Genomic DNA, 24,045 nt, shown 5'->3' with positions numbered 1-24,045 from the left:
CGTCGTTTAACCGGTGCTGAACGGAGTGCACGCGGGGCACCGGCTGCCGCTGGCCCTGTGATTTGCCCTTCTGCAGGCTGTGACGGGCATCGTGCGCCGTCAGCGAACAGCCCGCAAATCGGGAGCAGATCGCTGCCCTGACAGGTTAGTGTCCTAGGAGAGATAAACGGCGGGACCAGCTGACGCGGTTAGCGGTTCTGTACCCCGCCAGAGCGAGAGGTCACTCAGTATGGCAATTGCACCCAACACACCCACAATGGCAACGGTGGACCCGGCGAGCCGGGACGACTACATCTACAATCGTCTGCTGCGCGAGCGGATCATTTGGTTGGGCTCGGAAGTGCGTGACGACAACGCCAACGCCATCTGCTCTCAGCTGCTGCTGCTCTCCGCAGAGGATCCCGACAAGGATATCTTCCTGTACATCAACTCTCCCGGCGGATCCGTGACGGCCGGCATGGCCATCTACGACACGATGCAGTTCATCCCGAACGACGTCGTCACCGTGGCAACGGGCCTGGCCGCCTCCATGGGACAGTTCCTGCTCTCCTCCGGCACCAAGGGCAAGCGCTACGCAACGCCCCACGCCCGCATCCTCATGCACCAGCCTTCCGGCGGCATCGGCGGCACCGCTTCCGATATCCGCATCCAGGCAGAACTGATTCTTCACATGAAGCAGGTCATGGCCGAACTGACGGCTGAGCAGACCGGCCAGACTGTCGAGACCATCCTGAAGGACAACGACCGCGACAAGTGGTTCACGGCCCAGGAAGCACTGGAGTACGGCTTCTTTGACAAGATCTCCGCACACGCCGGCGGCGTCACCGGCGGCGGCGGAACTGACCAGGACAAGGGCGCAGCCCCGGTCGAGGACTAACGCTTCCTCCCAAGCCAGCGCACCTTTTTAGACTTCAGGAGTATTCAATGAACACCAATTTCGGAACCGCAGGCGGATCCGCGCCGCAGATGCCGTCCAGCCGGTACGTGCTGCCGCAGTTCGAGGAGCGCACGCCCTACGGCTTCAAGCGCCAGGACCCCTACACCAAGCTGTTCGAGGACCGCATCATCTTCCTGGGTGTCCAGGTTGACGACGCCTCGGCAGACGATGTGATGGCCCAGCTGCTGGTGCTTGAGTCCAGTGACCCGGACCGCGACATCACCCTGTACATCAACTCCCCGGGCGGCTCGTTCACGGCCATGACGGCCATTTACGACACCATGCAGTACATCCGTCCCGAAATCCAGACGGTCTGCCTGGGCCAGGCTGCCAGTGCCGCAGCCGTGCTGCTGGCTGCAGGTACGCCGGGCAAGCGCCTGGCCCTGCCGAACGCCCGCGTCCTGATCCACCAGCCCGCCCTCGGCGGCGGCGAGCGTGGACAGGCATCGGACCTGGAAATCCAGGCCGCCGAGGTCATGCGCATGCGCACCTGGCTGGAAGACACGCTGGCACTGCACTCGAACCACACGTCCGAGGAAGTGAACCGGGACATCGAACGCGACAAGATTCTCACCGCGGCCAGTGCCCTGGAGTACGGACTGATCGACCAGGTCCTTGACTCCCGCAAGATCAAGACACCGGCGATCAACCGGATGTGACGCTTTCGAAAGGCCCGTGGCGCGGAAATACGCACCACGGGCCTTTCGGTGGCTGAATCGCCGGGCCAATTGTCCTAGAGTGGAGCATGGCTGACTGGCATCAGTTCGTCCCGCACGGGACGGATGCCGGCGCTGTTGGAACGATGGACCATTTAAGGGGACTGAATTATGGCTCGCATTGGTGAGAGCACCGATCTGCTCAAGTGCTCTTTCTGTGGAAAAAGCCAGAAGCAGGTCCGCAAGCTCATTGCCGGCCCCGGAGTCTACATCTGCGACGAGTGCATTGACCTGTGCAACGAGATCATCGAAGAGGAGCTCTCCGAGGTAGCGGATCTGGGCACGTTTGAGCTGCCCAAGCCGCGGGAGATCTTTGATTCCCTGCAGGAATACGTGATCGGCCAGGAACCTGCCAAGCGTTCCCTCGCCGTCGCCGTCTATAACCATTACAAGCGCATCCAGGCCGGCCACGCCCCGCGCAATACCGGAAACCTCTCCGACGCCGTCATGTCGGACGAAGTGGAGATCGGCAAGTCCAACATCCTGCTGATTGGACCCACGGGCTGCGGAAAGACCTACCTCGCCCAGACCCTGGCCCGCCGGCTGAACGTACCCTTCGCCGTCGCGGATGCCACTGCTCTCACGGAAGCCGGCTACGTCGGTGAGGACGTGGAGAACATCCTGCTCAAGCTCATCCAGGCCGCCGACTACGACGTCAAGAAGGCTGAGCAGGGCATCATCTACATCGACGAGATCGACAAGATCTCGCGCAAGAGTGAAAACCCGTCCATCACCCGCGACGTCTCCGGTGAAGGCGTGCAGCAGGCCCTGCTGAAGATCCTTGAAGGCACGGTGGCCTCCGTTCCGCCGCAGGGCGGCCGCAAGCATCCGCACCAGGAATTTATCCAGATCGACACCACCAACGTGCTGTTCATCGTGGCCGGCGCCTTTGCGGGGCTGGAAGAAATCATCGGCTCCCGGTCCGGCCGCAAGGGCATCGGTTTCGGCGCCCCGTTGAACGAGAACGCCAAGGAAGCCGACTCCTACGCCGACGTCATGCCCGAAGACCTGCTGAAGTTCGGCCTGATCCCGGAATTCATCGGCCGCCTTCCCGTCATCACCACCGTTTCCAGCCTGGACCGGACCGCGCTGATCCGGATCCTGACCGAGCCGAAGAACGCGCTGGTCAAGCAGTTCCAGAAGATGTTCCAACTCGACGGCGTTGAGCTCACCTTTGAGCCTGCCGCCCTGGACGCCATCGCCGACGCCGCGCTGTCCCGCGGCACCGGCGCCCGCGGGCTGCGAGCCATCCTCGAAGAAGTGCTGCTGCCGGTCATGTTCGACCTGCCCAGCCGTGACGACGTAGCCACCGTGGTCATCACCGAGGAAGTTGTCACGCAGAAGGCCGAGCCCACGCTGATCTCCCAGGCCGTCGCCACAAAACGGCGGAACAAATCAGCCTAAACCGCGGTTGGCTCCGGTAACTGCTGCTTGCACCGGCAAGCCCGCGGCGGGCTGCGGCCCGCATAACACTTGAAGGAGTTTGCCTTGACCTCACCCGACGCTGCGAAAGCCGATTTCTGGTTCGATCCGATGTGCCCGTTTGCCTGGGTCACGTCGCGCTGGATGGACGAAGTGGAGACGGTACGCGATGTCAGCACTGACTGGCACGTCATGAGCCTGTCCGTCCTGAATGAAGGCCGCGACCTGCCGGAGGCCTACCAGGAACGGATGAAGGCTGCTTGGGGCCCGGTCCGCGTCATCATCGCTGCCGCCGAACTGCACGGCGACGAGTACATCAAGAAGCTGTACGACGCGATGGGCACCCGGATTCACATCGGCGGATACGAGGATTTCTCCGTCGTCATCCGCGAGGCGCTGGAAGAGGTTGGCCTGCCCGCCGAGCTCGCCAAGTATGCAGACACGGACGAGTACGACGTCCAGCTCCGGGCCTCGCACCAGGAAGGCATCTCCAAGGTGGGCGACGACGTCGGAACCCCCGTGGTGGCCTTCAACGGGACCGCCTTCTTTGGGCCGGTGCTGACGCGGATCCCGCGGGGAGAGGAAGCGGGCCGGATGTTCGACGGCGCACTCATGCTGGCCTCGAACCCCGCCTTCTTCGAAATCAAGCGCAGTCGCACGGAGAGCCCGCAGTTCGACTAAGCGGTACCGCCAGACGCCGATAATTCAAATATTCACAGTTGTTAAAAGGGAGAACGCCCGGCCGGAACCCGGCCGGGCGTTCTCCCTTTAGCTGCTGCCTTCGGCTAGTTACTCAGCGGCCGGAACCGGCTCCACGGGTGCCAGCTCAACGCCGGAGACAGTGAGTTCGCCGTCGCCCGTTGCCAGGGAGAGCTCACGCACGTTGCCGGCTGCCTTCAGGTCGGCGAGCCCGGCCTGCAGCTGTGCCACCTGTGCGGCGGATGCTGTGACAGTTGCGGTGAGGACCTCGGTGCGCTGCTTGACCTTGGCTTCGGACTTCGCCTTGCGGATGCCGCCCAGTGCGGTGGCAACCGTGGCCAGGATGCCGGCGTCGGCCTCCGCCACGGCTGCGGACAGCGCATCGACGTTGGGCCACGGCGCGCGGTGCACCGAGCCGTGGCGCCACCAGCCCCAGACCTCTTCGGTGGCGAAGGGCAGGAACGGAGCGAACAGGCGCAGGAGGGTATCAAGCGTGGTGGCCAGTGTGGCCAGCACGGAGGCCTGCTCCTCGGGGCCGGAGGCACCGTAGGCGCGGTCCTTGATCAGTTCCACGTAGTCATCGGTGAAGGACCAGAAGAAGGACTCGGTCAGCTGCAGCGCCTTGGCGTAGTCATAGTTCTCGAAGGCCTTGGTGGAGGTCTTCACCACTTCGGCCAGCTGCTTGAGCAGCGCGGAGTCCAGGTCGTTGGTGATGACCGAGGTATCGGCGGTGACCACATTGGCCTCTGTGGCGCCCAGGTTCAGCACGAACTTGGAGGCATTGAGCAGCTTGATGGCCAGACGGCGGCCGATCTTCATCTGCGCAATCTCGTACGCCGTGTCGGCACCGAGCTTGGCCGATGCGGCCCAGTAACGGACCGCGTCGGAGCCGTAGTCGTTGAGCACGTCGGTGGGGACCACCACGTTGCCCTTGGACTTGGACATCTTCTTGCGGTCCGGGTCCAGGATCCAGCCGGAGATTGCTGCGTGCTTCCACGGCGCGGCGTGGTTCAGCGCATCGGCGCGGACCACGGAGGAAAACAGCCAGGTCCGGATGATGTCGTGCCCCTGCGGGCGCAGGTCAAACGGGAACACCTTGGCGAAGAGGTCCTCGTCGCGGCTCCAGCCGCCCACAATCTGCGGCGTCAGGGAGGAGGTGGCCCAGGTGTCCAGCACGTCGGCGTCGCCCACAAAGCCGCCCGGCTGGTTGCGCTGGGACTCTTCGTAGCCCGGAGCCGGTTCGGCAGCGGGGTCTACGGGCAGGGACTCGGATGCCGGCAGCACCGGGTTGTCGTAGTCCGGGTTGCCGGAGGCATCCAGCGGGTACCAGACCGGAACGGGGACGCCGAAGAAACGCTGGCGTGAAACGAGCCAGTCACCGTTCAGCCCTTCAATCCAGTTTTCGTAGCGTGAACGCATGAACGCGGGGTGGAAATCGATCTCCTTGCCGCGGGCGATCAGGCGTCCGCGGCGGTCCTCGTCGCGTCCGCCGTTGCGGATGTACCACTGGCGGCTGGTGACAACCTCAAGCGGCTTGTCACCCTTTTCAAAGAAGTTCACCGGGTGGGTGATCTTCTTCGGCTCGCCTTCGAGGTCTCCGCTTTCGCGCAGCATCCCGACGACGGCTTCCTTGGCGCTGAACACAGTCTTCGCGGCCACGGCGGCGTAGTTTTCCTTGGCCTTTTCCGTGGTGATCCACTCCGGGGTGTCCGCGAGCAGGCGGCCGTCACGACCGACGACGGCGCGGGTGGGCAGGTTCAGCTCCCGCCACCAGGTGACGTCGGTCTGGTCGCCGAAGGTGCAGATCATGGCGATGCCCGAGCCCTTGTCCGGCTTGGCCAGCGGATGCGCGCGGACCTCGACCTCGACGTCGAACAGGGGGGACTTCACCGTGGTGCCGAAGAGGCGCTGGTAGCGCTCGTCGTCGGGGTGGGCCACCAGGGCGACGCAGGCAGGCAGCAGTTCCGGGCGGGTGGTCTCGATGAAAATCTTCTCGCCGTCGGGGGCGTGGAAGCTGATCCGGTGGTAGGCGCCGGCCTGCTCGCGGTCCTCGACTTCGGCCTGGGCCACGGCGGTGCGGAAGGTGACGTCCCAGAGAGTGGGAGCCTCCGACATGTAGGCGTCGCCTGCCTTGAGGTTCTCTAGGAAGGCGCGCTGGCTGACGGCGCGCGAGTTGTCATCGATGGTGCGGTACGTGCGGGTCCAGTCCACGGACAGGCCGAGCGTGGAGAAGAGGTCCTCAAAGACCTTCTCATCCTCCACAGCCAGCTCTTCGCACAGCTCGATAAAGTTCCGGCGGGAGATGACGTCGAAGTCGCGCTGGTTCTTGGGCGCGGTGGCCGGCGGGCGATAGTCGGGATCGTACGGCTTGGTGGGATCGCAGCGGACGCCGTAGTAGTTCTGCACCCGGCGCTCGGTGGGCAGGCCGTTGTCGTCCCAGCCCATCGGGTAGAACACGTTCTTGCCGGTCATCCGCTGATAGCGGGCCATCACGTCGGTCTGGGTGTAGGAGAACATGTGTCCCACGTGCAGTGAGCCGGAGGCCGTGGGCGGGGGAGTGTCGATGGAGTAGACGTCCTCGCGGACCGTGTCTTCGTTGAACGCGTACGTTCCCTCTTCGCGCCAGCGGCGGCTCAGGGTTGCTTCAAGGCCCTCGAGGGCGGGCTTGTCGGGGACGGATACGGTCTTGGGTGCGTTGTCGGGCGTGTCTGTGCCCGGAAAGTTTTCAGCCATGGTTCCATTCTTCCACGCGGGAGGTATGGCCTGCGGCACGTGCCTGTCCTTTCACCACCGGGCCGCCGTAGCATCCGGATATGGCGACAGATAGGGAACAGCCGGAAAGGATCCGCACCCGGCGCATTTACGAGAAGCCCGACGGCGGATACCGGGTCCTGGTGGACCGGATGTGGCCGCGCGGGGTGTCCAAGGAGAAAGCCGACCTGGATGAGTGGCTGAAGGACCTGGCGCCAAGCACCGAGCTGCGGAAGTGGTTTGCGCACCGGGAGGACCGGTGGGCGGGGTTTCAGGAGCGGTACCGGCAGGAGCTGGCGGAGAATCCCGGGGTGGAGGACTTTTCCCGTGCCTGCCGCGACCGTGAGGACACCGTCCTGCTCTACGGTGCGCGCAGCGAGACGGAGAATGAGGCCGTGGTGCTGCGCGACTACCTGCTCGACGGCGGTTCCGGGACCGGCCCGTAAGGCCTTCGGCGTCGTCGTGGCCTCGCCTGGTGTCACCGGCGGGCCGAAGCCGCAGCGCACTGGTTCCCACTCTTTGTCGCCTGCCGAGGCCTCTGATGTAACTGCAGCCACACCTTTCACGAAGGGTGGGAACCAGTGCGGGGCTCGCAGCATCACTGGGTCCCCCCCACAGGTCCAGCAGCTTGCAGCGGTATCCACATTTTCTGCCCGGCCGTGGCGCGGGCACTTCCGCGGAACGATATTCGGGATATGCAGAGCATCGAAGTCTTCCTGAGGGTTCACCATGGCGCCGCTCGGTTCAGCACCTTGACGGCCAACGGCTTTAGCCGGACGCAAATCGAACGGGCGGTCGCGGGCGGAGCAGTGCACCGGCCCCGCCCGGGAACCTATGCCCTGCCCGATGCTCCTGCAGAGCTGCTGTTTGCGGCGGAACACGGGGTGTCACTCACGTGCGAAAGCGCTGCACGATTGCTGGGATGGTGGGTGCTTCCCGGCGCGCCGCTGGTGCACGTGGCGGCAGACCGGGCAACGAGGCTGCCGGGTGCCGTAATTCACCGAGGCCCCCGGACGGCGAAACGCCTGATCTCGTCTCCGCTGCAGATTATCGATTCGGCTTTCCGCTGTCTGCCGCCCCTGGCCGCACTGGTCCTCGCGGAGTATGCCGTTAGCAGACACTATGTGGGGGTGCGGACCCTCGAGCTGCACTTTTCCGGTCCCAAGGACTGGAGAATTAGGCAGCTCATCCGGGACATCCGACCCAAGACAGCATCGCCGCTGGAGGTCTGTGCACGCTTCCACCTCCAGGCGGCGGGGCTGTCGGTCGAGACCGAGGTCCAGATAGAGGTCCAGATAGCGGGAGTCGGCAGAGTGGACCTGGTTGTCGAAGGGCGGCTGCTGGTGGAAATCGACGGCTACGAGTTTCACAGCGGCAGAGAGCACTATCGGAGGGACAGAAGTCGTTGGAATGCGGCGACGGCGGCAGGATGGAGAACCCTGCGCATCACCACGGAAATGGTGCTTCACGACCCCGACGGATTTGTGCTGCTTGTTCGGAGTGCCCTGCTTGTTCGGAGTGCTCTGCGCTGAACCGGCGCTGCCGCAGCGCATGACGGCTAAACCTGAACCCGGAGGGAAACCAAGCCCCGGCCGTGGCTGCTGCCCCATGACTGCCGGTCTGGCCCGTACACGTCTCCTGCTCCCTGCCCGCTTTGCCCGGTTCGTACCAACTTGCACCACTGGCGCGCACTGGTTCCCACTGTCTGATCCCTCCTGTGGCTTGTGGTGCCACAGAGGCCACATCAGTAACGAAGAGTGGGAACCTGTGCGCAGGGGTTTGGCCGGGACCCTTTGGGGCGGGGCAGGACTACCTGGGTGAGGCAGGCCGGGGGATCCAGCCGGGGGGATCCAGTCCGGGTTGCCCTGGTGACGCAGGCCGGGGGATCCAGGCCGGGGGACAGACCATGGGTGTACACGGCGGCCGGAGAAGGCGGCACGATACCGCGGAGTAATACAGGGTCCGAAGCTGTGGCACGGGACGGCCCAATGGCTACAGTGGCTGCATGACTTCTCCCGTGCCCTCAGAGTCCGCATCCACCCCGGCCAGCCCGGCCAGCCGCGCCAGCCGTCCCAGACGCGCGGTCGTCACCGGAGCCAGCTCGGGAATCGGCGCGGCAGCCGTCCGGGCGCTGAGGGCCTCCGGATGGGATGTCGTGGCCGTCGCGCGCCGGGAAGAGAAACTGCAGGCGCTCGCTGAAGAAACCGGAGCCGTGGCACTCGCCGCCGACGTCACCAGCGACGACTCGGTGGCGCGGATGGCCGCAGAAGTCCTGGCCGGCGGGGGAGTGGACGCCGTGATCAACAACGCCGGCGGCGCATGGGGCGTGGACCCGGTGGGTACCGGCAGGATCAGCGACTGGGAGGCCATGTACAACGTGAACGTCCTGGGCGCACTGCGCGTCACCCAGGCGTTCCTGCCCGCACTGCGGGAGTCCGGACAGGGATCCATCCTCATGCTGACTTCCACTGCGGCGCTCGCAGCCTATGAGGGGGGAGCGGGCTACTGCGCCGCGAAGTCCGCCGAACAGGCGCTCGCCGAAACCCTCCGGCTGGAGGAGGCGGAGAACAACGTACGCGTCATCGAAATCCTCCCGGGCATGGTCAAGACGGAGGAGTTCTCCCTGAACCGCCTCGGGGACAAGAATGCAGCGGAGAAGGTCTATGCAGGCGTCGAGAAGCCGCTGACCGCCGAAGACGTTGCCGACGTCATGGCGTACTCCCTGAACCTCCCGCACCACGTCAACCTGGACAAAGTGGTGCTGCGGCCGGTGGCTCAGGCGGCCAACCACAAGGTGATCCGGCGCTAGCTGCGTCCCGGCAGGAAGGAACTTCGACATCGCCGGGGCCGTGGCCTAAACTGGCGGAAGCAGCTTTGACCCGGCCATCACCGGTGAGCTTCCGGAAGAACAGCCCTGGACTATCAGTACCGGGGCCCAGTAGAACCGGACGGGTAAGCCCGTCACAGCAGTCAACGAGCGGCAGCCCGGTTCGGCGGCACAGTGCACTGCAGGTTCTGCAGGGCACGGCGCGGACGACGACGGCGGCAAGCGAGGTGGTACCGCGGATCACCGCAGGCTTTGTGCCGGCAGCGATTCCGCCCTCGCATCCTGTAATTCACCAGAACTACTTGCCGCTATCAGGATGACGAATATGCCTTCTATCTATCCCAAGGCCACCACGGCCGCCGCACCGGCAGAAAATGCCGCCCCGTCCTCCCCTCGGTTTCCGGAACTTGAAGAACTCGTTCTGAAGTACTGGGATGAAGACGGCACCTTCCAGGCGTCCATCGACGCGCGCCCGGCCGGTAAAAACGGCGCCAACGAGTTTGTCTTCTACGACGGCCCGCCCTTCGCCAACGGCCTGCCCCACTACGGGCACCTGCTGACCGGCTACGCCAAGGATCTGGTGGCCCGCTACCAGACCCAGCGCGGCCGCCGCGTGGAGCGCCGGTTCGGCTGGGACACCCACGGCCTGCCCGCCGAGCTCGAGGCCATGAAGCAGCTGGGCATGAGCGACAAGGTCCAGATCGAGAAGATGGGTATCGACAAGTTCAACGATGCCTGCCGCGCCTCCGTGATGGAGTATGCCGGTGAGTGGCGGGACTACGTCACCCGCCAGGCCCGCTGGGTGGACTTCGAGAACGACTACAAGACGCTCAACGTCGACTACATGGAATCGGTCATCTGGGCGTTCAAGACGCTGCATGAGAAGGGCCTGACCTACAGCGGCTTCCGCGTTCTGCCGTACTGCTGGAAGGACGAGACGCCGCTGTCCAACCATGAGCTGCGCATGGACGACGACGTCTACAAGGACCGCCAGGACCAGACCGTTACGGTGACCTTCCCGATCACCGCCGGCGACAACGTGCTCTCCGCGGAGCTCGACGGCGTCCTCGCCATCGCCTGGACCACCACGCCGTGGACTCTTCCCACCAACATGGCCCTCGCCGTCGGGCCCTCCGTCCGCTACGCCGTGGTGCCCTCGGGCCCCAACGGAACGCCCCAGGAAAACCCCGATGCGCGTTACCTGCTGGCCGAAGACCTGGTGGGCGCGTACGCCAAGGACCTGGGGTACGACGACGCCGACGCCGCCCGCGCGGCCGTCACCTCCGTGCACACGGGCAAGGAACTCGCCGGACTGCGTTACGCACCGCTGTGGAACTACTACACGGACACCGAAAAGTGGGGTACGGCCAACGCCTGGCAGATCGTCACTGCCGATTACGTGACCACCACCGACGGCACCGGCATCGTCCACCAGGCTCCGGCCTACGGTGAAGACGACCAGAAGGTCTGCGAGCAGTACGGCATCCCCGTCATCCTATCCGTGGATGAGGGCGGCAAGTTCCTGCCCATGTTCAGCGAGGGCGAACTGTCCGAAATTGCCGGGCTGCAGGTCTTCGACGCCAACAAGCCCATCACCAAGGTGCTGCGCGCTGACGGCCGGCTGCTGCGCCAGGCCAGCTACGAGCACAGCTACCCGCACTGCTGGCGCTGCCGGAACCCGCTGATCTACAAGGCGGTCTCCTCGTGGTTCGTGGAGGTTACCAAGATCAAGGACCGCATGGTCGAGCTGAACCAGCAGATCAACTGGATCCCGGAGAACGTCAAGGACGGCCAGTTCGGCAAATGGCTGGAAAACGCCCGCGACTGGTCCATCAGCCGCAACCGCTACTGGGGCAGCCCCATCCCGGTCTGGGTCTCCGACGACCCCAACTACCCGCGCACCGACGTCTACGGTTCGCTGGAAGAAATGAAGGCCGACTTCGGCCGCCTGCCGGTAAACAAGGCCGGCGAGCCGGACCTGCACCGTCCCTTCATCGATGAGCTGACCCGCCCGAACCCGGACGATCCGCGCACGCCCGAAGAAGGCCAGTCCACCATGCGCCGCGTCGAGGACGTCCTGGACGTGTGGTTCGACTCCGGTTCCATGCCGTACGCCCAGGTCCACTACCCGCATGAGAACGCCGAGTGGTTCGAGAACCACAACCCGGGCGACTTCATCGTCGAGTACATCGGGCAGACCCGCGGTTGGTTCTACACGCTGCATGTCCTGGCCACCGCACTGTTTGACCGGCCGGCCTTCCGCAACGTGATCAGCCACGGCATTGTCCTGGGCTCGGACGGGCAGAAGATGTCCAAGTCCCTGCGCAACTACCCGGACGTTTCCGAGGTCCTGGACCGCGACGGATCCGACGCCATGCGCTGGTTCCTGATGGCGTCGCCGATCCTGCGCGGCGGAAACCTGGTGGTCACCGAGCAGGCCATCCGCGAAGCAGTGCGCCAGGTCATCCTGCCGCTGTGGAACGTCTGGCACTTCTTCACGCTTTACACCAACGCCGCTAACGGCGGCAACGGCTACGAGGCGAAGCCGCGCTACGAGTCCGGCGAACCGCTGGACAACTACATGCTGGCTGCCACCGGCGACCTGGTCCGGACCATGACCAGCCAGCTGGACAACTATGACGTGTCCGAGGCCTGCGAAACCCTGCGCCAGTACATGGACACGCTGACCAACTGGTACATCCGCCGCAGCCGCAACCGGTTCTTCGACGAAGACACCCAGGCCTTCGACGTGCTCTACACCTGCCTGGAAACGGTGTGCCGGGTTGCCGCTCCGCTGCTGCCGCTGATCTCCGAAGAGATTTGGCGCGGCCTGACGGGCGGGCGCTCCGTGCACCTGACCGACTGGCCGGACGCCTCCCTGTTCCCGGAGGACGAGGCACTGGTGGACCGGATGGACCGCACGCGCCGGATCGCTTCCGTGGGCTCCTCGCTGCGCAAGGCCGCGAACCTGCGGGTGCGCCTGCCGCTGTCGGAAATGACCGTCGTCGCGCCCGATGCCCAGGCCCTGCAGGGCCAGTTTGCGGCGATCATCGCCGATGAGCTGAACTTGAAGTCGGTCCGCCTGATGGAGGCCGCGGACGCTGATCCGGCCGAATTCGGCATCACGCAGAAGCTCGTGGTGAACGCCCGTGCCGCCGGCCCGCGCCTGGGCAAGAACGTCCAGACCGCCATCAAGGCTTCCAAATCGGGGGACTGGTCAGTGGACGACGCCGGTACGGTCACCGCCGGCGGCCTGGAACTGCAGCCGCAGGAATACACGCTGGAAACGGTGGTGGAAAGCGCCGACGGCGAATCGTCCAAGGCCGTTTCCGTACTGCCCGGCGGCGGCTTCCTGGTGCTGAACACCGAAGTCACCCCCGAACTGGCCGCCGAGGGCACTGCCCGCGACGGTATCCGCGCCATCCAGCAGGCCCGCCGCGACGCGGACCTGCACATCAGCGACCATATCCGCACCGAGGTGGCCACCTCGGCGTCGTCCGTTGCCGCCCTTGAGGCGAACGCGGAACTGATCAAGTCCGAAACCCTGACCGACGAGCTGGTTCTGACCGCCGTGGACGTTGCCGACGACGCTGAAGAATTCACCGTCACACTGGAGAAGATTTAATGAGCATGTCCGACGGACCCTCAGGCGCAATCGACGGATTCTCCGTGGAAAGCGTCTACGCGGAGCTGCTGAGCCGCGCCCCCGAAAACAAGATGGAGCCGCGCATGGCTCCGCTGTTCCGGGCGATGGAGGTGCTGGGGGAGCCGAACAAGGCGTTCCCGATCATCCACATCACCGGAACCAACGGCAAGACCTCCACCGCCCGGATGATCGAAGCCGGACTTCGGGCCTACGGGCTGCGCACCGGCCGGTACACCAGCCCGCACCTGAGCAAGGTCACCGAGCGGATCAGCATTGACGGCGAACCCGTCTCCGATGAGACGTTTGTCCGCATCTGGGACGAAATTCACCCGTACCTGGATATCGTCGACGGCGAACTCACGGCCGCCGGTGAACCGCGGCTGACCTACTTCGAGGCGGTGACCATCCTGGCGTTCGCCGTCTTTGCCGACGAACCCGTGGACGTTGCCGTCATTGAGGTGGGGCTGGGCGGCATCACCGACGCCACCAACGTGGGCGACGGCTCGGTTTCCGTGGTCACGCCCATCTCGCTGGACCACACCGAACTGCTCGGCGACGACGTTGCCGACATTGCGGCGGAGAAGGCCGGGATCATCAAGGAACACGGCTTCCTGATCAGCGCCGCGCAGCCGATGGAAGCGGCGCAGGTGCTGCTGGAGAAGGCCCGTGAAGTGGGCATCCCGTACCGCTTCGAGGGCGTGGAGTTCGGCGTCGAATCCCGGGTCATGGCAGTGGGCGGACAGATGCTCACCATCGCCGGCCTGGCCGGGCGTTACGAGGACCTGCTGCTTCCGCTGCACGGCAAGCACCAGGCGGAGAACGCCGCCGTCGCCGTGGCCGCGCTGGAGGCCTTCATCGGCGGCGGCACGAAGGAACTGGACGTGGAACTGCTGCGCACCGGTTTCTCCACCGTGAGCTCGCCCGGACGCCTGGAAGTCGTGCGCACCGCACCCACCATCGTGGTTGATGCCGCCCACAACCCCGCCGGGGCCAAGGCGGCCGCCGAAGCCGTGCTGGAAGCCTTCAGCTTCACCTCGCTGGTCCTGGTGGTGGGAATCCTGGCCGAGAAGGACGCCGTCGGTATCCTCACCGAACTGCGTGAGACGCTCGGCGACCAGATCACCGGAGTCTGCCTTACGCAGTCCAGCTCGCCGCGGGCGCTCTCCGCCGAGGACCTGGTCCAGGACGCGGTCGACGCCGGGTTTGCCGACGAAGACCTGCAGGTTGAGCCGGGCCTGGACAACGCCATTGAATGGGCAGTCGCCAAGGCCGAGGAGAACAACGACCTGGCCGGCGGGGTCCTGATCATTGGTTCCATCACGGTGGTGGCCGAAGCGCGCACCCTCCTCGGAAAGTAAGAGATATGGCAAAGCTGACCAAAGCCCAGCGCGAGTGGCGTCCGGGCATGCCCAAGAAGCGGCGCTCCATCCGCGTCATGTTCGCCTCCGTAGTCCTGACGCTGGAAGCGTTCCTGGTGCTCTTCGCAACCCTCGCTGTGTTTGGCCTGCAGCGTGACGAGCTGTCCCCGGTTCTCATCTTCGGCGTCGGACTGGCGCTCTCTGCGGCGCTGATCGGAACCTGTGCCTTCCTGTCCAAACCGGCGGGCCCGATCATTGGCTGGATCCTGCAGCTGGCCATCATCGCCACCGGGTTCCTGCAGCCGGAAATGTTCCTGGTGGGAGCAATCTTCGCCGCCACCTGGTGGTATGCGCTGAAAACAGGCATGCGCCTGGACCGGGAGAACCGGCAGCGGGACCGGGAACAGGCGGAATGGGAAAAGGCCCATCCGGAGGAAACCGGGGGTTCAGGGGCTCCCGGCGCTGCCGGGGAAGCCGCCACAGACTAGGCTTGGACGGGAAACCGCTACTTGGCAAGGAGATTTACCGTGAGCACCGAGCGCACACTTGTACTGATCAAACCCGACGGAGTGGAGCGCAACCTCTCCGGCGCCATCCTGGCGCGCGTGGAAGCCAAGGGCTACACGCTGGCCGAACTGAAGAAGGTGGATGCCACCCGCGCGGTGCTCGAGGAGCACTACGCCGAGCACGAGGGCAAGCCGTTCTACGAGCCGCTGGTGGAGTTCATGCTCAGCGGTCCCGTCGTTGCCGCCATCTTCGAAGGCGAACGGGTCATTGAAGGCTTCCGTTCCCTGGCTGGAACCACGGATCCGACCAAGGCGGCCCCGGGCACCATCCGCGGCGACTTTGGCCGCGACTGGGGCACGGCCGTGCAGCAGAACCTGGTCCACGGCTCGGATTCCCCGGAGTCCGCCGCCCGTGAGATCGGTATCTGGTTCGGCTAATACCGCGCCCTGAACCAAGCGAGCCCGCGAGGGCCCAAGCCCGGTGGTGAACCGGGCTTGGGCCCTCACTGGTTTTCCGGGGACGGCTAGAGCCCCAGGACCGCCGAGGCGATCAGGAAGTAGATGATCAGCCCCGCGGCATCGACAAACGTGGAAATGAAGGGGTTGGAAAAGACTGCCGGGTCCGCCTTGAGCGCCTTCCCCAGCAACGGCATCAGGGCGCCGACGCTGGCTGCCATGGTGCAGACCCCCAGCAGGGTCAGGCCGATCACCACGCCCAGGGGCACGGTGAAGATGATGGAGGCAACGGCAAACCCCAAGCTGCCCAGCAGCACGCCCAGCCAGGCGCCAACCCGTACTTCCCGGGCAAAGACCCTGAAGACGTCCCGCGGCCGCACGTCGCCCAGGGCCAGGGCACGGGTGATGGTGGTCGCAGCCTGGTTGCCGGTGTTGCCGCCGGTGCCTATGAGCAGGGGAATGAAGAGGGACAGCACCACCTGCTCGGCGAGGGTGGCCTCGAAGGCACCCATGACCTTGACCGTGAGCGTGGCGCCCAGGGCCAGCACCAGCAGCCACACCACGCGGGCGCGCACGATGCTGCGCACCGGCGTGGCCAGGTAGGGCCGGCGCAGCGGTTCAGCGCCGCCCGACCGTGCCGCGTCCTCGCTTTCGGCGTCCTCGAGGATTCCCAGTGCATCGTCAACGGTCAGGATTCCGACCAGCCTGCTTTCGGCGTCGACGATCGGCAGCACCAGCACCTTCGCGTCGGCGCAGTACCGTGCCGCCTCCTCTGCATCGAGCGTGGCCGGAGCGGAAAGCGGGTCCTTCATCAGCGACGAGACGGGATCTGAGTCCGCCGCACGCAGCAGATCCCGCAGCGACACGACGCCCATCAAGTGATGGGTCCCGTCAACAACGGGAATGGTGTAGACGCTCTCGGCGTCGTCCAGCCGGGTCCGTACCCGGGCCATGGCCTCGGCAGCGGTGAACCAGGGGTGCGCAGTGACGAACTGCGGGCTCATATAGCGGCCGACGGCGCCCTGGGGATAGCCGAGAACGGTGTTGGTGAGCGCACGTTCCTTGGCATCGAGGCCCAGGAGCAGGCGGTTGGCCACCGATGCCGGCAGCTCATCGAGCAGGGCCACCCGGTCATCCGGGCTCAGCCCGGCAAAGACCTCAGCCACCTGCGCATCCTGCAGCCCGGCCACCAGGTCCGCCTGCAGCAGGGCATCAAGCCGCTCGAGGACCTCCAGCGCCCGGTCCTTGGACAAGGTGCGGAAAGCCAGAGCCCGGTCGATGGTGTTCAGCCGTTCCAGCTGCTCCATGGTTTCGGCAACAGTCAGCGGCTCCAGGGCGCGGGCAACCCCGGCCAGGCTGTTGCTGTCCAGAGCGTCGGCCAGCAGCTGTGCGCGGGCATCGAAAGTCAGGGTGGGGGACTTGATCATGATCCGGTTTCCTCCGGTGGGGCGCACACAACAGACCAGCGGCGCGGCCGTGGTGTGTGCGGAAAATGAGCGGGAATGCGGAATACCGCTGCCGCACAAGCTCAGGCCCGTACGAGGAAGGTCCGAAAGTACTTTAGGGGACCTGGGGTCGAAGGCGAGGCTCACGCGGGGCGGTATATCGACTATGTCCGTCGTCCATGCGTGCGGTTCACCTCCTGCCGCTCTAAAGTTTCGCGGCCGGGCGCGCCGAAGCGGCGCACCTGGCCCGGATTATGCTCCGATCGTACTCCACCCAAGCGATCGGCCTGGGCCGGTGGTGTGCGGGAACACTTTACTTCTCAATCCGCCCGGCACCCTTCATCTCAGGAATCAGGCGCTCGGCCTGCAGCCGCGCAAAGAGCTCGGTGAAGGCGTCTTCCGTGCGGCGGTACCCGGTGAAACCGGCGAGCCGGCTCTTGCTCATGTCGGTCAGCACCTCAATGTTCCGCCCCAGGTCCGCATCGGTGTGCCACCACGAGGCCAGCCGGCCGAGGTCGGATTCGGCCAGCCCATAGCGCGCAGCCAGCTTCTCCCAGGCCTCGGAGGTGTCCGCCATTTGCTGCTCCAGCGGCCGGGGAACGGTGTCAAAGCCCTCGGGCTCGACGCCGAACCAGGCTGCCAGCCGCGGCCACAGGGAACGCCAGCGGAAGACATCGCCGTTGACGACGTTAAAGGCCTCGTTGGCGGTCTGCCCGTCCGTTGCGGCCCACAGCATGTGTTCGGCCAGCAGGCCGGCATCCGTCATGTCCGTGACTGAATTCCACTGGGTCTCGGAACCGGGGAAGACAAAGGGCAGCCCGAGTTCGCGGCACAGAGCGGCCTGGGCAGCCAGTGTTTGTCCCATGTTCATGGCGTTGCCGACGGCATGGCCGATCACGGTGTGCGCCCGGTGCACCGACCAGGCGAAGCCCTGCCTGGCGGCGGCGGCCATCAGCTCGTCTTCCTGCGCATAGTAGAAGTTGTCCACCGGCAGCCGGGGCTCGTCTTCGGAGAAGGGAGTGTCCGGCATGGGACCCTCGCCGTATGCCTCGAACGGACCCATGTAGTGCTTCAGGCCGGTCATCAGGGCAACGTGTTCCACCGGCGCGTGTGTCAGGGCGGTGAGCAGATTGCGGACCATGGCCGAGTTGACCGCGATGTTCTCCGCCTCGGTCTCCTGCCGGGACCAGGATGTGAAGAAGACATGTGTCGGGTGCACGTTTTCCAGTGCGGCCGCGAGGCTGTCCGGCGACGTCAGGTCGGCGGCGAGTGGGATGATTCCGGACTGGGATTCAGCGGCGGTTCCGGGAGCACCGGAGGAAGGCATTCCCTTTCGGGACAGGGCAAGGACTGTCCACCCCTGCCGGGAGAGAAGATCCACGAGAGCGGCACCGGCTATGCCGGTGGCACCTGCCACGAGGGCGGTGCGGTCGGACGCTGCGGGATGATGTGCGGGGGGATTTCGAAGCATGGTTCTCCTGGCGGGAAAGACTGGACCGGCGTCGGACGCATAAAGGCCGGTGAAGGCGGTAACCCGGGACCCTCCGGGGAAATTCCTGCCCGCTGCGGCCGCTGCCCCTTAGGCTGGGCGCATGGCACACATTTACCAAGCAGACCTGCAGCCCGGCAAGATGGAACTCATCTCCGGCTGGCTCCCCTCCACCGACTGGTTTCCGGGCACCGGCCGGCTGGCCGTTGAACACGTGGGATCCTTCCGCTTCGATGACCCCGACGGCGAGGTGGGCATTGAAACCCACCTCGTGGCGGCAGGGGCGAACGTCCTCCAGATTCCGCTGACCTACCGCGGTGCGCCCCTGGAAGGCGGGGACAAGTTCTTCATCACCACCATGGAACACTCCGTGCTGGGGCGGCGGTGGGTTTACGACGCCACCGGTGACCCGGTCTACGCACAGGCACTGGCCGCGTCCATCCTGTCCGGCCAGGGGCAGGCGGACCAGTACTTCGAGAACGACGGCGTCCGGGAAGAGATCCCGGCGACGCTCGGCATCCAGGCCAGCGGCCTGCCCGACGGCGAGGAACTGGCGGAGGGTCCCCAGGCGGGGCCGTCGGACCTGCCGGTCGTCCGGCTTCGGACCGGAGACTGGGAGCTGTGCGTCGTGAGAGTGCTGGACCTGGGGGGAGAGGCCACGGCGGATCCTGCCCTGACTGCAACCTGGAACGGACAGGATGTCCCGGTCCTTCTCGCCTGGGCCCTGCCGATGGACTGACGATCGCGGGCGCTCGGCAACCCGGGTGATCGAAAGGGTGATCGAAAGAAGGGGAGGCGGCGGGTGGTCAGCCGAGGAAGGAATTGATGAACCGGAAGAAGATGGAAGCAGCGGTGGCCACCCACAGCAGGGCGACGATCACCCAGGCCCACTCGGAGGTGAACTTCACCAGGCCTGCCGGCGCCGGCAGCACGCCGTGCGCCAAGTTGCGGACGGTGGTGAATACAAACATCGGAATCATGGCCGCCCACACCACGATGCAGTAAATGCAGAGGACGTAAATGTCGAAGAGTGCCTGGCTCCACAGCCAGACGACAAACACCATGCCCAGCGTGACACCGGCCTGGAGTCCCAGCCAGTACCAGCGCTTGAATGCGGCTCCGGCCAGCATGGCGACGGCGGTGGTGATGACGACGGCGAACGCCACGATCCCGATCAGCGGGTTCGGGAAGCCGAAGATGGCGGCCTGCGGGGTTTGGAAGACCGTGCCGCAGGAAACCCAGGGACTGATATCGCAGCTGGTGATGTAGTTGGCATCCGCATAGACGCGCAGCCGCTCCAGGACCAGGACGCCGGAGGCCAGCCAGCCTACGATGCCGGTGACCAGCAGAATCCAGGCAAAACCTCGTTCGGGCGCCTGCTGCTCGGCTGGCCGGCGGGTGGCTTGTGGATTGGCGGCGCTGGACGGCACGGGGGATCTCCTTCGGCAGGTGGCGATACGTGTCGAGTCTATGCGCTGCTGGAGGTCAAAAAGACGGGCGTGTGAGATAATGACTGTGGCTGACGGCGGAACCACATTCCGTCGCCGGTCCAGCGACAGGCTTCCGGTTCTGTCGGTGACGCTTCCCAAGCAGTTCGCCCATCAACCCGGATGGGAACCAGGGAATCCGCCGATCAGACCTACCCGTAACGGCAACGTCGTGAACGTGCCGACAGGTAGCAGGAAAAGCGCCGCTGGTCTTCGAGTGATACCGCGCCCTACAGCTGGCGCGACCTCGGATGACATCCAGACGACTTCCGGCTGGCGGCAGGCAACTGATGCCCCCGTACAGCCGACACATTGCCCGCTGGGCATTGGAATGTGGCCAGTGCCGCAGGGGCCGGAGCGTAGCCTTTTATGAGTGATGCACTGAATAATGATCTAGCAGCCAACAGCGGCCTAACAGCCGCTGACAACCTAACAGCAGGCGACACGGCGTCGGATTCCGCCCAGAGTGATTCCGCCCGGAGCGATTCTGCCCAGGCCAAAGAACCCGTAAAACGGGCCACCCGCAGCCGCCGCAAGTCGGTGGCTGCTTCTGCACCGGCAGGAACTCCGGAGGCCGGCGATGCCCCGGCTGCTCCTGAAACCGCAGCCCGCCGGCCGGCCCGCAAGGCGCCGGCTGCAAAAGACGCCGCACCTGCTGCACCTGCTGAGCAGGAGGCCGAAGCGCCTGCTGAAGGTGCGGCCGCCGAAAAGCCGAAGCGCGTGCGGGCCTCCCGCCGCAAGACCGTTCCGGCAGGCTCAGCCGAAGCAGCCCCCGAGGCAGTCGGAGCAGCAACGCCTGAAGCCGAAGCAGTAACGCCGGAAGCAGCAACCCCGGAAGCTGCAGCAGCCTCCGGCAACGAAGCGCCCGAGACTCCCGCACCGGTGAAGGCTGTGCGCCGTCGCCGTGCACCTGCCAAGAAGGCAGCGGACGCCGTGGAAACGCCGGCCGCTGCGCAAACACCGGATGCAGCAGCGGAAAGGCCGGAAGCCCCGGCCGCGGAGCCTGAAGCCCCGCAGCCTGCAGCCGAAGAGCTCCCGGAGGCGGCCGAAGCCAAGGCTGCACCGAAGCGCACCCGCCGCCGCCCTGCCAAGGCTGCCGAAAAGACGCCGGAGACACCGGAGACGCCGGAGACGCCGGTCACGGAGATTTCCGCTGCCGAAGCTGCCGCCGAAGCCGCAGCAGATGACACCGTGGCTGCCGCCGGAACGGCCGCTGCCGCCGAGGTCGTTCCCGAAGCAGACGAGACTGCGCAGGAGGAAACGGAAACAGACGCCGCTTCCAGCCTGAACCCCTTCGCCGTACCCGCCCTGCCGCTCTTCCACGCACCGGATCTGACCGCTGTTCGCACGGTCTCCGCACACGAGGCCGCAGACGACACCGACGAGGATGACGATTCAGCCGACGGCAACCGCAGCCGCCGCCGCAGCCGCCGCGGGCGTAACCGGGCGCGCAGCGAAGCCCCCGCACGGAGCGAAACTGCCGGTGCAGAGGGTACGGAGTCCGAGCAGGAGGCTTCCCCCGCAGACGGCGCAGCCGGCCCGGACACCGCCGAGGGCGTAACCTCCCGCCGTCGCCGCCGCCGCCGCCGCGGTGACGCCGACCTCGAACTCACCGGCGGAGCCGACGATGATCCGCCCAACACTGTGACCCGGGTCCGTGCACCGCGTGCCCACGCCGATGCGCCCGTCTCCGACCGCGTCACCAGCGTCAAGGGATCCACGCGCCTTGAAGCCAAGAAGCAGCGCCGCCGCGAATCCCGCGAGTCGGGACGCCGCCGCCACGTCATCACCGAGGCCGAATTCCTCGCCCGCCGCGAGTCGGTGGACCGGCAGATGATCGTCCGCCAGCGCGATGAGCGGATCCAGATCGGGGTGCTCGAAGACGGCGTCCTGGCCGAGCACTTTGTTTCCAATACCCAGCAGGACTCGCTGATCGGCAATGTCTATGTCGGCAAGGTCCAGAACGTGCTGCCGAGCATGGAAGCAGCCTTCGTGGACATCGGACGCGGCCGCAACGCCGTGCTGTACGCCGGTGAAGTCAATTGGGACGCGGCCGGGCTCGACGGCCAGCCGCGCCGCATCGAACTGGCCCTGAAGTCCGGGGACTCCGTCCTGGTGCAGGTCACCAAGGACCCGGTGGGCCACAAGGGTGCCCGCCTCACCAGCCAGATTTCGCTGCCGGGCCGCTACCTGGTGTACGTACCGGGCGGTTCCATGACGGGCATCTCCCGCAAGCTGCCCGACGTCGAGCGCAACCGGCTCAAGAAAATCCTCAAGGACCACCTGCCGGAGAACGCAGGCGTGATCGTCCGCACCGCGGCCGAGGGCGCCTCCGAAGAGGAGCTGATGAATGACATCAACCGGCTCCGCGCGCAGTGGGAAACGATTGAAGCCAAGGCCAAGTCCACCAAGACCCTGGCGCCGGAACTGCTCTACGGCGAACCGGACCTGACCATCAAGGTGGTCCGCGACGTCTTCAACGAGGACTTCTCCAAGCTGATCGTCTCCGGTGAGGAAGCCTGGGACACCATCGAGGCCTACGTCACCTACGTGGCACCGGACCTGGTGGGACGCCTGGAAAAGTGGACCAAGGACGAGGACATCTTCGCCGCCAGCCGCATTGACGAGCAGATCGCCAAGGCGCTGGACCGCAAGGTCTTCCTGCCCTCGGGCGGTTCGCTCGTCATTGACCGCACCGAAGCCATGACCGTGGTGGACGTCAACACCGGCAAGTTCACCGGCAGCGGCGGAAACCTCGAAGAGACGGTCACCAAAAACAACCTGGAGGCGGCCGAGGAAGTGGTCCGCCAGCTGCGGCTGCGGGACATCGGCGGCATCATCGTCATCGACTTCATCGACATGGTCCTTGAAGCCAACCGCGACCTGGTTCTGCGCCGCCTCGTCGAGTGCCTGGGCCGTGACCGGACCAAGCACCAGGTTGCCGAAGTAACGTCCCTGGGCCTGGTCCAGATGACCCGCAAGCGGATGGGCACCGGCCTGCTCGAGGTCTTCGGTGAAAACTGCGAGCACTGCGACGGCCGTGGTGTCATTACCCATGACATCCCCGTTGAGCACCGCCGCAGCACCAGCCACAACAGCAGCGGGACCGGCGCGGTTGCACACGCCGTGTCCGAGGACAACCACCAGCAGCACCTCCGGCAGGAAAAGCAGTCCCGCGGAGACCGCAAGCGCAGCCGCAGCCGCGGACAGGGCACTCCGCAGCAGGCGGCGGCAGCGGCCGCCGACGAGCCGGTAAAGACGGAGGACGCCGGCAACGCCGAGGCGGAGCGCCAGGCAAAGGCCAAGGCCGAAGCCGCCCGTGCGGCGCTGGCCACCATAGCGGCCGCAACTGCCGCCGCCGCGTCAACGGCACACGACGCCGACGGGCCGGGGGAGCGCACCGACGGCGGCAGGCAGGCCGAGGAGCCGAAGACGGTTTCCGCCGAGACGCCTTCCGCCGGCGACGCCGCGGCTGATGCCGGTGCCGTCCTGCAGATCCAGGGCGAGACCGTCGTTGTCCCGCGCCGGGAACGCCGCCAGCCGGCGCAGGAGGAATCACGCTTCACCCTGGAGAGCCTTACCGAGGCCTTCAACGAGGTTGCCGCCGCCGGCGTCCCGCAGGGCAGGAGCGCGGAAGGCCTGAAGGAGCAGCAGAAGGCCGATGACCCTGCTCACGGGCAGCCGGCCGGCAGGACCGCGCCCCGGCGTTCACGCCGAAGCAGTGCCGCTGCCCGGAACGTGCAGACAGCCCCTGCGCAGACCCGGGAAACTCCGGCCGCGGCACCTGCACCTGCGGCAGAGCCGAAGGAGCCCGCTGCACGGGTGCGTTCCGCAGCCCCTGACCGGGCACTGCAGGCCCCCGCGGCACCGGCGCGCACTCCGCGCCGCCGTCGTGCCGCCGGCAGCCCGCAGGGCGCCGCCGGAGCGGATGCCATCCGGACCGGCGGCACCCAGGCCCCTGCCGCTCCTGTGGCTGTCCGCCATGCTGCGGCACCGGCTGCTGAGAAGCAGGGCAAGCGCCGCGAGCCCGCCGGCAGTGCGCCCGTAATTCTGGGCGTCGGAGTTCCGGCCTCGGAGCTCTAGCCCGTCCGGCAGCACTGAGCAAATACACCGCGCAGAGGAGGCGGCCATCCCCCAAACCGGGGGTGGCCGCCTCCTCTTCTGCCCGGAGGCGGCAGCACCGCCGGAAATGCTATAAAGTAGAGCGAGAGCAGTGACGTCCGAAAAGGCGTTACGCACGGAACCCCCGCATTTGCGGGTTGTCGGTTGCGTAGCGTAACCTTGAACTTCGGTGCGAACGCCTTCC

The 24,045-nt window shown here is 66.0% G+C and carries 17 protein-coding genes; 13 read left to right on the top strand and 4 right to left on the bottom strand.

From position 1 onward, the window contains the following. Positions 1-256: 256 nt before the first annotated feature. From M1D40_RS11420 to M1D40_RS11405, 4 genes are all read left to right on the top strand, one after another. A complete protein-coding gene (locus M1D40_RS11420) occupies positions 257-877 on the top strand; it encodes an ATP-dependent Clp protease proteolytic subunit (protein ID WP_152218864.1) in 621 nt (206 codons plus the stop codon). A 47-nt stretch (positions 878-924) separates the two neighbouring features. Continuing rightward, positions 925-1,596, top strand: a complete 672-nt coding sequence (locus tag M1D40_RS11415; RefSeq protein ID WP_341394874.1) for an ATP-dependent Clp protease proteolytic subunit — start codon at positions 925-927, stop codon at positions 1,594-1,596. A gap of 168 nt (positions 1,597-1,764) precedes the next feature. After that, a complete protein-coding gene (gene clpX, locus M1D40_RS11410) occupies positions 1,765-3,057 on the top strand; it encodes an ATP-dependent Clp protease ATP-binding subunit ClpX (protein WP_341394875.1) in 1,293 nt (430 codons plus the stop codon). 129 nt (positions 3,058-3,186) lie between these two features. Then, entirely contained in the window at positions 3,187-3,756 is a 570-nt protein-coding gene (locus M1D40_RS11405) for a mycothiol-dependent nitroreductase Rv2466c family protein (RefSeq protein ID WP_461171056.1), read from the top strand. A 108-nt stretch (positions 3,757-3,864) separates the two neighbouring features. Here M1D40_RS11405 and valS read toward each other — a convergent pair whose 3' ends face one another. Beyond that, the gene (gene valS, locus M1D40_RS11400) at positions 3,865-6,507 is read right to left on the bottom strand and encodes a valine--tRNA ligase (RefSeq protein WP_461168897.1); all 2,643 of its coding nucleotides are present in this window, start codon (positions 6,505-6,507) and stop codon (positions 3,865-3,867) included. An 80-nt stretch (positions 6,508-6,587) separates the two neighbouring features. Between valS and M1D40_RS11395 the strand changes: the two genes are divergently transcribed. The 7 genes from M1D40_RS11395 (at position 6,588) to ndk (ending at position 15,300) form a co-directional block, all read left to right on the top strand. Continuing rightward, positions 6,588-6,971: a DUF488 domain-containing protein gene (locus tag M1D40_RS11395; protein ID WP_461168896.1), complete on the top strand. Its 384-nt coding sequence runs from the start codon at positions 6,588-6,590 to the stop codon at positions 6,969-6,971. 249 nt (positions 6,972-7,220) lie between these two features. Then, complete coding sequence (locus M1D40_RS11390; protein WP_461168895.1) at positions 7,221-8,057, top strand: endonuclease domain-containing protein; 837 nt, start codon at positions 7,221-7,223, stop codon at positions 8,055-8,057. 473 nt (positions 8,058-8,530) lie between these two features. After that, positions 8,531-9,334 carry an SDR family oxidoreductase gene (locus tag M1D40_RS11385; protein ID WP_461168894.1) on the top strand — a complete coding sequence of 268 codons (804 nt, stop codon included), beginning with the start codon at positions 8,531-8,533 and terminating at the stop codon, positions 9,332-9,334. A gap of 334 nt (positions 9,335-9,668) precedes the next feature. After that, positions 9,669-12,977, top strand: a complete 3,309-nt coding sequence (gene ileS / locus M1D40_RS11380; RefSeq protein WP_461168893.1) for an isoleucine--tRNA ligase — start codon at positions 9,669-9,671, stop codon at positions 12,975-12,977. Continuing rightward, positions 12,977-14,356 carry a bifunctional folylpolyglutamate synthase/dihydrofolate synthase gene (locus tag M1D40_RS11375; RefSeq protein WP_461168892.1) on the top strand — a complete coding sequence of 460 codons (1,380 nt, stop codon included), beginning with the start codon at positions 12,977-12,979 and terminating at the stop codon, positions 14,354-14,356. The genes ileS and M1D40_RS11375 overlap by 1 nt, the downstream gene beginning before the upstream one ends. Positions 14,357-14,361: 5 nt before the next feature. Next, positions 14,362-14,844 carry a DUF4233 domain-containing protein gene (locus M1D40_RS11370; RefSeq protein ID WP_341394883.1) on the top strand — a complete coding sequence of 161 codons (483 nt, stop codon included), beginning with the start codon at positions 14,362-14,364 and terminating at the stop codon, positions 14,842-14,844. Between the two features lie 39 nt (positions 14,845-14,883). Beyond that, complete coding sequence (gene ndk, locus M1D40_RS11365; protein ID WP_341394884.1) at positions 14,884-15,300, top strand: nucleoside-diphosphate kinase; 417 nt, start codon at positions 14,884-14,886, stop codon at positions 15,298-15,300. Between the two features lie 86 nt (positions 15,301-15,386). On the opposite strand, the gene mgtE is transcribed toward ndk, so the two are convergent. Continuing rightward, entirely contained in the window at positions 15,387-16,745 is a 1,359-nt protein-coding gene (mgtE, locus tag M1D40_RS11360; RefSeq protein ID WP_461168891.1) for a magnesium transporter, read from the bottom strand. 331 nt (positions 16,746-17,076) lie between these two features. Further along, positions 17,077-18,234, bottom strand: coding sequence for an SDR family oxidoreductase (locus M1D40_RS11355; RefSeq protein WP_461168890.1), 1,158 nt, complete (start codon positions 18,232-18,234; stop codon positions 17,077-17,079). A 121-nt stretch (positions 18,235-18,355) separates the two neighbouring features. On the opposite strand from M1D40_RS11355, the gene M1D40_RS11350 reads away from it, so the two are divergent. After that, positions 18,356-18,991, top strand: a complete 636-nt coding sequence (locus M1D40_RS11350) for a CG0192-related protein (protein ID WP_341394887.1) — start codon at positions 18,356-18,358, stop codon at positions 18,989-18,991. Between the two features lie 67 nt (positions 18,992-19,058). Here M1D40_RS11350 and M1D40_RS11345 read toward each other — a convergent pair whose 3' ends face one another. Next, positions 19,059-19,682, bottom strand: coding sequence for a vitamin K epoxide reductase family protein (locus M1D40_RS11345; RefSeq protein ID WP_461168889.1), 624 nt, complete (start codon positions 19,680-19,682; stop codon positions 19,059-19,061). A 426-nt stretch (positions 19,683-20,108) separates the two neighbouring features. On the opposite strand from M1D40_RS11345, the gene M1D40_RS11340 reads away from it, so the two are divergent. Continuing rightward, positions 20,109-23,822 carry an Rne/Rng family ribonuclease gene (locus M1D40_RS11340; RefSeq protein WP_461168888.1) on the top strand — a complete coding sequence of 1,238 codons (3,714 nt, stop codon included), beginning with the start codon at positions 20,109-20,111 and terminating at the stop codon, positions 23,820-23,822. The last annotated feature ends 223 nt before the right edge of the window (positions 23,823-24,045 follow it).

The sequence above is a fragment of the Arthrobacter sp. Z1-15 genome (assembly GCF_054792395.1).
The sequence above is the reverse complement of the archived record's forward strand: the minus strand, read 5'-3'. Positions and strand labels throughout refer to the sequence as shown.